The following is a 1,919-nucleotide window of genomic DNA, read 5'->3' on the forward strand; positions in this document are numbered from 1 at the left end:
CCGGCAGGCTGGGTCCGGCCCAGCCCCTCGCGATCACGTGGAATGGCGCCGGCGCCTGGCTGATCTTCTCGCAATCCCGGCAGGAGAACTTCTCCCGGACGTGCTGGATTACCTTCCAGGACTTGGGGATGACCTCCAGCGTCTCGGTGATGTCCTCGCCAAGCCTGGACAGCCGCGATCCGCCACAGCAGCTGCAGGCGACGGGCCCCGGCACGATCACCCGTTCGCGAGGCAGATGATCCGGGAACGGCTGGCGGGACGGCCGCTTGCGCGTGAACGACGCCACGGTGGTAGTTGTATTCCTGGTTTTCGCCGCGGCGATTTCGGCGGCAAGTTCGTCCTCGGTTGCTGCGCTTTCCAGTTCCTCCAGCGTCAATTCAAGCTGATCCAAAAGCCGCGCGGTACGCTCCGAGCGCGGGCCATAGCGGTCGCGGTTCAGCTTCTCGATCTGCAGCTTCAGATGAGCGATCAGCGCCTGGTCATCGGATTGTTGAGCACGCGCCGCGGCAGCCTCCGCGCGCGCGGCAATCAAGGCCGCCTTCAGCACTTCGACGTCGTCCGGTAGGGCTTCAACACCAGCTTTCATGAGGCTGATGGAATCACAAAATCAGTGATTTGCGGCGACTTTTTTCTGCACTCCAGAAACTTTTTTAAGCCTAGCCTAGCCCGCGCTCTGCGGTCGCCAGGTGTGTTGCGGATTCCTCCAGTCGATCGCTTCAAGCAAATAGCTCATCTGCGCCGAGCTCAGCGCCACCACCCCATCCGCCGTCGCCGGCCAGACAAACCGTCCACGGTCGAGCCGTTTGGCGTAAAGCGACAGCCCGATCCCGTCATGCCACAGGGCTTTGATCAACGAACCCGCGCGACCGCGGAACACAAAGACGTCACCTGCGAACGGATCGCGGCCGAGGCCCTCCTGCACCAGCAGCGCCAGGCCATTCATCCCTTTCCTCATGTCGGTGTGGCCGCTGGCAATCCAGATCCGCACGCCTGCCGCCACCGGGATCATCGCCGCTCCAGAATGGCAAGTACCCGCGCAAGTGCGGCCGCATCGACGCCGGCATCGACAATAACCCGACGATCCTTCCCGATCTCGATCACCATGCGGCCTGTCTTCGACGCACTGGATTCCGCAGCGACCGTTCCAGCCGGAGCAACCACCGCCCGCACAAAGCTGCTCTGCTGTATGCCGACGCCCACAGGCTCGGCGCGGAGGGCGCGCCGCCATGTCACCAGCAATGAGCGCGAGATCCCATGGCGCCTCGCTGTCGACGAGGTCGCACGCGGCGTCTCCAGGCTCTCCAACACGATCCGAAGCTTTTCGTCGTCGGACCAGCGCCGCCGCCGGCCCGTCTCGACGACCTCTAACCGTTCGATCTGAGTACTGTGCTTATGGACATCCATAAGGACTGTTACAGCGCAGTCGACTTACCCCACAAGACGGTCCCCACCGGAGGGAGACTCCAAACCGGGACCGGGTCTTAATGAAGATTGCATCCACGCTTCTCGCCAAGTGCTCGCTCTGCGAGGGCGACGGGTTGATATGCGTCCTGCACCGTGAGCGTCCTGGAGCGGCCCGGGCGCTCGTGGTTGCGGTCGCGCCGGCGTTCCTTGTCCGAGATGCAATGCGGCAGAGGGCGATGACCTGCCAAAAATTCAAAGCTACGGAAGTCTCGGACGAATCACTCTTTTCACAGTACTGATCGGTCGACCCATCACCGGGTAATCGGATCGGCTTGCGTGGCAATACTTGTCTTGTCCCTGCTTGGCATCAGCTTCTTTGCCAAATCAGAGCAACACGCGACATCGGCATCTGCATTCAAGGCGGCCATGCCAGTTGCGACGTCGGACGGCGGTTACGCCATCGTTCGGTAACGCCCCGCTCGGAGGGGCGCTCACCGCGAACTTCCTCGTTGCAG

General features: G+C 62.6%; 3 protein-coding genes. All 3 read right to left on the minus strand.

Annotated elements, in window-relative coordinates:
- On the minus strand, nucleotides 1–586 hold a 586-nt coding region (locus WBF82_RS00930), incomplete at its 3' end, for an IS66 family transposase zinc-finger binding domain-containing protein (protein ID WP_424381231.1).
- Nucleotides 587–661: 75 nt separating this feature from the next.
- Nucleotides 662–1,009: an IS66 family insertion sequence element accessory protein TnpB gene (gene tnpB / locus WBF82_RS00935; protein ID WP_424381232.1), complete on the minus strand. Its 348-nt coding sequence runs from the start codon at nucleotides 1,007–1,009 to the stop codon at nucleotides 662–664.
- Nucleotides 1,006–1,404: an IS66-like element accessory protein TnpA gene (gene tnpA / locus WBF82_RS00940; protein WP_424381233.1), complete on the minus strand. Its 399-nt coding sequence runs from the start codon at nucleotides 1,402–1,404 to the stop codon at nucleotides 1,006–1,008. Before tnpA ends, tnpB begins: the two co-directional genes overlap by 4 nt.
- Between the last annotated feature and the right edge of the window lie 515 nt (nucleotides 1,405–1,919).

Origin of the sequence: Mycobacterium sp. (assembly GCF_049673265.1) — a bacterium.
GTDB lineage: Bacteria > Actinomycetota > Actinomycetes > Mycobacteriales > Mycobacteriaceae > Mycobacterium.